The sequence below is a fragment of the Acetivibrio sp. genome, assembly GCF_035371925.1.
Taxonomy (GTDB): Bacteria; Bacillota; Clostridia; order Acetivibrionales; family Acetivibrionaceae; genus Hungateiclostridium.
In genome coordinates this window covers 1-6,155 of the sequence record NZ_DAORXT010000128.1, presented here as the reverse complement: position 1 = coordinate 6,155, position 6,155 = coordinate 1, and the positions used below count along the sequence as shown (strand labels likewise).

At 39.0% G+C, this 6,155-nt stretch carries 12 protein-coding genes; all 12 read right to left on the bottom strand.

Features of this window, described 5'->3' with window-relative positions; genetic code table 11:
• Positions 1-22 precede the first annotated feature (22 nt).
• Positions 23-391: a 50S ribosomal protein L14 gene (gene rplN, locus PLH43_RS12705; RefSeq protein WP_038289954.1), complete on the bottom strand. Its 369-nt coding sequence runs from the start codon at positions 389-391 to the stop codon at positions 23-25.
• A gap of 24 nt (positions 392-415) precedes the next feature.
• On the bottom strand, positions 416-673 hold the full coding sequence (gene rpsQ, locus PLH43_RS12700; protein WP_324363695.1) for a 30S ribosomal protein S17: 258 nt from the start codon (positions 671-673) through the stop codon (positions 416-418).
• A gap of 26 nt (positions 674-699) precedes the next feature.
• Entirely contained in the window at positions 700-903 is a 204-nt protein-coding gene (gene rpmC, locus PLH43_RS12695) for a 50S ribosomal protein L29 (protein WP_324363693.1), read from the bottom strand.
• Positions 893-1,330 (bottom strand): 50S ribosomal protein L16, encoded by a 438-nt coding sequence (rplP, locus tag PLH43_RS12690; RefSeq protein ID WP_324363691.1) that lies wholly within the window; start codon positions 1,328-1,330, stop codon positions 893-895. Before rplP ends, rpmC begins: the two co-directional genes overlap by 11 nt.
• The gene (gene rpsC, locus PLH43_RS12685; RefSeq protein ID WP_324363698.1) at positions 1,330-1,998 is read right to left on the bottom strand and encodes a 30S ribosomal protein S3; all 669 of its coding nucleotides are present in this window, start codon (positions 1,996-1,998) and stop codon (positions 1,330-1,332) included. The genes rplP and rpsC overlap by 1 nt, the downstream gene beginning before the upstream one ends.
• Before the next feature lie 19 nt (positions 1,999-2,017).
• The gene (gene rplV, locus PLH43_RS12680) at positions 2,018-2,494 is read right to left on the bottom strand and encodes a 50S ribosomal protein L22 (RefSeq protein WP_324363689.1); all 477 of its coding nucleotides are present in this window, start codon (positions 2,492-2,494) and stop codon (positions 2,018-2,020) included.
• A gap of 30 nt (positions 2,495-2,524) precedes the next feature.
• The gene (gene rpsS / locus PLH43_RS12675) at positions 2,525-2,809 is read right to left on the bottom strand and encodes a 30S ribosomal protein S19 (protein WP_324363687.1); all 285 of its coding nucleotides are present in this window, start codon (positions 2,807-2,809) and stop codon (positions 2,525-2,527) included.
• 58 nt (positions 2,810-2,867) lie between these two features.
• Positions 2,868-3,695, bottom strand: a complete 828-nt coding sequence (rplB, locus tag PLH43_RS12670; RefSeq protein WP_324363685.1) for a 50S ribosomal protein L2 — start codon at positions 3,693-3,695, stop codon at positions 2,868-2,870.
• 43 nt (positions 3,696-3,738) lie between these two features.
• Positions 3,739-4,092, bottom strand: a complete 354-nt coding sequence (gene rplW, locus PLH43_RS12665; protein WP_324363683.1) for a 50S ribosomal protein L23 — start codon at positions 4,090-4,092, stop codon at positions 3,739-3,741.
• Positions 4,092-4,715 (bottom strand): 50S ribosomal protein L4, encoded by a 624-nt coding sequence (gene rplD, locus PLH43_RS12660; RefSeq protein WP_324363681.1) that lies wholly within the window; start codon positions 4,713-4,715, stop codon positions 4,092-4,094. The genes rplW and rplD overlap by 1 nt, the downstream gene beginning before the upstream one ends.
• Positions 4,716-4,738: 23 nt before the next feature.
• Positions 4,739-5,377, bottom strand: a complete 639-nt coding sequence (gene rplC, locus PLH43_RS12655; RefSeq protein WP_324363679.1) for a 50S ribosomal protein L3 — start codon at positions 5,375-5,377, stop codon at positions 4,739-4,741.
• A gap of 89 nt (positions 5,378-5,466) precedes the next feature.
• Positions 5,467-5,778: a 30S ribosomal protein S10 gene (gene rpsJ / locus PLH43_RS12650; RefSeq protein ID WP_038289980.1), complete on the bottom strand. Its 312-nt coding sequence runs from the start codon at positions 5,776-5,778 to the stop codon at positions 5,467-5,469.
• Between the last annotated feature and the right edge of the window lie 377 nt (positions 5,779-6,155).

The window sequence follows — 6,155 nt, the reverse complement described above, 5'->3', positions numbered from 1 at the left end:
TCAACTTAAGCCGCCTCCTCCCTTATAGAACTTCTGGTGCGAGGGACAAAATTTTCATATATTCCTTATCCCTTAATTCTCTTGCAACAGGCCCAAATATACGAGTTCCTCTTGGGTTTTTATCCTCTTTGATTAAGACTGCTGCATTTTCATCAAACTTTATATATGAACCGTCCGGTCTTCTAACTCCTCTTTTGGAGCGGACAATTACACATCTTACAACATCACCTTTTTTAACAACGCCACCGGGTGTTGCATCTTTAACAGAAGCTACTATAACATCACCAATGTTTGCATACTTTCTCTTGGAACCTCCAAGAACTTTTATGCACATAAGCTTCTTAGCCCCGGTATTATCTGCAACCTTAAGTGTTGTTTGTACCTGAATCATAATAGAACCTCCTTTCAGATATCATTAACGGGCTCTTTCAACAATCTCAACGAGTCTCCACCTTTTATCCCTGCTAAGCGGACGTGTTTCCATTACTTTAACTATATCACCGACTCTGCACTCATTATTCTCATCATGAGCTTTCAGTTTGTAAGTTCTCTTAACAAACTTTTTATATAGAGGGTGTTTTTCAGAGCTTTCTATAGATACAACTATTGTTTTATCCATCTTATCGCTGGTAACTTTACCAACTTTGACTTTTCTTAATCCTCTCTCAGCCAACTAAAACTACCTCCTTTCAAGGGATATTAAACCTGCATTCCCTTAAGTTCTCTTTCCTTTAATATAGTCTTTATACGAGCAATGGATTTTTTAACATCCTTTAACTTCATAGGATTTTCGAGTTGATTGGTAGCGTGCTGAAACCTAAGTTTAAAAAGCTCTGACTTCAACTCTACGAGTTCCTTTTCCAATTCTTCTTGAGATTTTTTTCTTATATCTTTAGCTTTCATTTGCTTCACCACCCATTTCATCTTCACGTGTCACGAATTTACACTTAATGGGAAGTTTATGCATAGCAAGCCTTAGAGCTTCCCTTGCAACTTCTTCCGACACCCCGGCAATTTCAAACATTATTCTTCCCGGTTTTACAACAGCTACCCAATATTCAGGAGAACCTTTACCGCTTCCCATACGGGTTTCAGCAGGCTTCGCAGTTACAGGTTTGTCTGGGAATATTTTTATCCAAACCTTTCCGCCTCTTTTTATAAAACGAGTCATCGCTATTCTCGCTGCTTCTATCTGATTGCTTGTTATCCAAGCCGGCTCCAGAGCCTGAAGACCGAAATCGCCGTGCATAACCTTGTTTCCTCTGGTTGCAACGCCCTTCATTCTTCCTCTCTGAACCTTTCTATGCTTTACCCTTTTAGGCATTAACATTACTTATCTCCTCCTTCCTGCTTCTTATCCTTCTTAACAGCCGGAAGAACTTCTCCTTTATATATCCAAACTTTAACGCCTAATTTGCCGTAAGTTGTATTGGCTTCAGCAAATCCGTAGTCAACATCGGCTCTTAATGTCTGGAGAGGAATTGTTCCTTCATGATAATGCTCTGTTCTGGCTATTTCAGCACCACCAATACGTCCGGATACGGCTGTCTTTATTCCTTTCGCTCCAAGTCTCATAGCTCTTGACATTGCCTGCTTCATTGCTCTTCTGAAAGATATTCTCTTTTCAAGCTGGGAAGCAATATTTTCTGCAACAATCTGTGAATCCAATTCCGGAACTTTTATCTCAGTTATATTTATCAACACACTCTTCTGTGTCATCTTTTCAAGCTGCTTTCTCAATTCTTCGATACCAGCTCCGCCCTTACCTATTATCAGTCCGGGTTTTGCAGCATTAACGTTAATCTTTACCTTGTTTGCAGCTCTCTCTATCTCAATTCTTGAAATACCTGCTGAATAAAGCTTATTCTTAATGAACTTTCTTATTTTAAAATCTTCCACCAAGTATTCGCTAAAGTTTTTGTTATTGGCATACCATTTTGTATCCCAGTCTTTTATAATTCCTATTCTAAGTCCATGGGGATTTACTTTTTGGCCCATCATCCACCCTCCTTTTCCATTAACTTCTTTCTTTAACTACCAAAGTAATATGACTGGTTCTTTTTCTAATTCTGTCTGCACTACCTTTTGCTCTAGGCAGTATTCTTTTCAAAGTAGGCCCTTGATTTGCAAAAGCTTCTGCAACATACAGATTGTCTCTGTTCAATCCGTTATTGTTAGTTGCATTTGCCTCAGCCGATTTTAAAAGCTTATACAGTATTTCTGAAGAAGCTTTTGGAGTATATCTCAATATACCGTATGCTTCATCAATATCTTTACCTTTTATAAGATCCAATACAATTTTTACTTTTCTTGAAGATATTCTTGCATATCTTAAAACAGCTTTGCCCTGGTCTTTTCCAATACCGAGCTTCTTTCTTTCACTCTTAGTAAGCAAAGCCGGCTTATTTGACTTTCTGTGTTTAGCATTAACAGTTTCTAATGCTTTTTCTTTTTCTTCAAGATTTTCCTGTTTAACCTTTGCATCCTTTGCCACCCGAATCTCCTCCTTTCAGTAAACTTTACCTTACTTTAATCCTGTAGATTTTTCAGTATGGCCAGCGTGTCCTTTATAAGTCCTTGTTGGAGCAAACTCTCCCAACTTGTGTCCTACCATCTCTTCCGATATATAAATCGGTACATGCTTTCTTCCGTCATGTACTGCAATTGTGTGTCCTACCATCTGAGGAAATATTGTAGAAGCTCTGGACCATGTTTTTATAACCTTCTTTTCGTTTTTAGCGTTCATATCTTCTATTTTCTTAAGAAGCTTCGGGTCAACATATGGTCCCTTTTTTACGGATCTACTCATTCTAACCATGTCCTCCTTTCGTTTACCGCCTAAAAACCTCTAACAGAACAATTGCTAATTATTTTCTTTTCTTAACAATAAATTTGTCGGATGCTTTGTTCTTCTTTCTTGTCTTGTAACCCAATGTCGGTTTACCCCATGGAGTTACCGGACTTGGTCTACCGATCGGCGATCTACCTTCACCACCACCATGCGGGTGATCAACCGGGTTCATTACAACACCACGAACTGTAGGCCTTACTCCCATCCATCTCTTTCTTCCGGCTTTACCTATTGAAACATTTTCATGCTCAATATTGCCCACCTGTCCTATAGTAGCTTTACACTTCAGGCTTACCATTCTTACCTCGCCGGAAGGCAATCTTACCTGTGCATAATCGCCTTCTTTTGCCATCAACTGTGCAACATTTCCTGCAGCTCTAACCAGCTGTGCACCCTTACCCGGCTTAAGTTCAATATTATGGATTTCCGTACCCACCGGAATATTTTCAAGCGCCAATGCATTTCCCGGCTTAATGTCGGCATTTTCACCCGACTCTACTATGTCTCCGACTTTCAATCCGTGAGGTGCCAAGATATATCTCTTTTCACCGTCAGCATAATGGAGAAGTGCTATATAAGCAGTTCTGTTCGGGTCATATTCTATAGCCGCAACCTTTGATTTTATTCCATCCTTGTCTCTCTTAAAGTCGATTATTCTATATTTTTGTTTTGCTCCCCCACCATGGTGGCGAACTGTAATTCTTCCGTATGAGTTCCTGCCGCCAGTCTTCTTAAGGGGTGCCAACAGTGATTTTTCCGGTTCTTTTTTAGTTATCTCCTCAAAGGACGACACAGTCATAAACCTTGTTCCTGGAGATGTTGGATTATACTTCTTAACTGGCATTTCTTTTCACTCCTTAATCTATCTTACTACTGGTAAGATCTTCTTATTGTGCAGCACCAAATTCTTCAATACTTGTTTTGTATTTCTTTGTTGTTGTGGCTGTTTTGCCACCTTCAGCCAAATATGTTACCGGCTTCGGATCTGTATCAATCTTTACTATTGCCTTTTTCCAATCCGGTCTAAAGCCTTCATGTACTCCCAGTCTCTTTCTTTTACCGTCACACTTAATAGTATTCACTTTAAGTACCTTTACCTGAAACAGCTTTTCAACCGCTTGCCTTATTTCAGTTTTTGTAGCTTTTACATCCACAATAAAGGTGTACTTGCCTTCTGCAATCTCGGCATTGCTTTTTTCAGTAATATAAGGCCTTTTGATTATATCTTCAGCAGCTCTCATTATGCGTACACCTCCTCAACTTTTGATACGGCATCCTTGGTTATTATAAACTTGTTGTACTTAACTATATCATACACATTTATTGTGTTAACAAACAAAGTCTTCAAACCAGGAATATTTCTTGCCGACAATTCCACATTTTTGTTCTTCTCAGCCAAAACCAACACTGCTGTCTCGTTAACATTCAAGTTCTTTAATACATTTGCCATTTGTTTGGTCTTTATTTGGTCGAAGTTCAAGCTGTCAAGTACAAGCAATTCATTTTCATTAACCTTTGATGACAACGCCGACTTCAATGCAAGTCTTCTAACCTTTTTGGGAAGTGTGTATCTGTAGCTTCTTGGCTTTGGTCCAAGTACTATTCCGCCTTTAACCCATTGTGCCGAGCGGATACTACCGTGTCTTGCCCTACCGGTACCCTTCTGTCTCCAAGGCTTTCTGCCGCCTCCGCTTACTTCGCTCTTTGTCTTTGTTGATTGGGTACCTTGTCTTTTATTTGCCAGCTGATTCACCACAACCTGATGAATAGCGTTTTTGTTGACTTCGATTCCAAAAATGTCGTCACTTAAATTTATGTCTCCAACTACTTTACCGTTTATATCATATACATCAACTTTCGGCATTTTAAATCCTCCTTTCACCCTTTTTATTTACCGGCTTTAACTGTATCTTTAATCATTAACAATCCGCCTTTTGCTCCAGGTACAGCGCCTTTTACAAGTAAAAGGTTTCTTTCGCCATCTACTTTTACTACATCAAGATTCTGGACGGTTACTCTTTCCACACCCATATGACCCGGAAGCTTTTTACCTTTGAATACTCTCGCCGGATTTGTATTTGCTCCCATGGAACCCACTCTTCTATGATACATTGAGCCATGCGTTTCCTTACCTCTTGCATTTCCAAACCTTTTAATTACGCCTGCAAAGCCTTTACCTTTTGAAATACCTGTCACATCTATTCTGTCACCAGGCTGGAACATTTCTGAAACTTTAATTTCCTGTTTTACTTCATATTGATCAGGGTCTTCAACTCTAAATTCCCTGATATATTTTTTGGGTGCTATACCCAATTTTGTGAACACTCCTTTTTGAGGCTTGTTCAGTCTTTTTTCCTGAATATCGCCAAAACCGACTTTTACTGAATTATATCCGTCTGTTTCGGGCTTCTTCTTCTGAACAACTGTTATTGGACCTGCTTCTATAACAGTAACAGGAATTAACAATCCTTCATCGTTAAAAATCTGTGTCATGCCTATTTTTTTGCCAAGCATAAATTTTTTCATCTATTATCCCTCCTATGGTTATTGGTTCACTTCATGAAATTTGACTTTCACTACGTGTGAACATGACCTTTTTTACTGTTGCCAAGCCATTACAGCTTTATCTCAATATCTACTCCTGCCGGCAAATCCAATCTCATCAACGCATCTACCGTCTTCGGTGTTGGGAGCAGAATATCAATCAGTCTCTTGTGAGTCCTCATTTCAAACTGCTCACGGGAATCCTTGTACTTATGCGGAGCTCTAAGTATTGTTATAATCTCCTTTTCAGTAGGCAACGGTACCGGTCCCGACACTTTAGCTCCTGTCCTCTTGGCTGTCTCGACTATCTTTTCTGCCGATTGGTCAAGAACTTGGTGATCAAACGCTTTCAATCTGATTCTGATTTTTTGTTTGTTTGCCATACATAATCCTCCTTATTATTATTACGTACAACAAGCAGACTTCTGTACACTATGCCGGGTGTTTCCTATTTGATTATATTAAAGCCCAGGAATATAATTTTATATTTACCTGGGCTGAGCTTATCCAAATCATATGCATAATAATATGCATAGCAAAATGTACAGTGACTTGTCGCCCGGTTTCTAGAATCGGACATTCTCCGTGAAAGTTACCTGCATCTATTTCGCAGCAATCTCCCACTTCATCGTATGCCTCGCCACAACATTCAACATTTTACTATATATTTTTATTTTTTGCAAGTATTTTTTCATAATTCATTTGATATTTAAATTGCAAGTTTAATTGCCTTACAAAATCTTACAGAACCCTGTTTTAA

What these genes read in the sequence shown, in the direction of transcription:
- rplC (WP_324363679.1), bottom strand. Translation starts at nt 5,377, where the DNA reads ATGAAAAAATTTATGCTTGGCAAAAAAATAGGCATGACACAGATTTTT.
- rplP (WP_324363691.1), bottom strand. Translation starts at nt 1,330, where the DNA reads ATGTTAATGCCTAAAAGGGTAAAGCATAGAAAGGTTCAGAGAGGAAGA.
- rpsJ (WP_038289980.1), bottom strand. Translation starts at nt 5,778, where the DNA reads ATGGCAAACAAACAAAAAATCAGAATCAGATTGAAAGCGTTTGATCAC.
- rplW (WP_324363683.1), bottom strand. Translation starts at nt 4,092, where the DNA reads ATGAGAGCTGCTGAAGATATAATCAAAAGGCCTTATATTACTGAAAAA.
- rpmC (WP_324363693.1), bottom strand. Translation starts at nt 903, where the DNA reads ATGAAAGCTAAAGATATAAGAAAAAAATCTCAAGAAGAATTGGAAAAG.
- rplD (WP_324363681.1), bottom strand. Translation starts at nt 4,715, where the DNA reads ATGCCGAAAGTTGATGTATATGATATAAACGGTAAAGTAGTTGGAGAC.
- rpsS (WP_324363687.1), bottom strand. Translation starts at nt 2,809, where the DNA reads ATGAGTAGATCCGTAAAAAAGGGACCATATGTTGACCCGAAGCTTCTT.
- rpsC (WP_324363698.1), bottom strand. Translation starts at nt 1,998, where the DNA reads ATGGGCCAAAAAGTAAATCCCCATGGACTTAGAATAGGAATTATAAAA.
- rplB (WP_324363685.1), bottom strand. Translation starts at nt 3,695, where the DNA reads ATGCCAGTTAAGAAGTATAATCCAACATCTCCAGGAACAAGGTTTATG.
- rplN (WP_038289954.1), bottom strand. Translation starts at nt 391, where the DNA reads ATGATTCAGGTACAAACAACACTTAAGGTTGCAGATAATACCGGGGCT.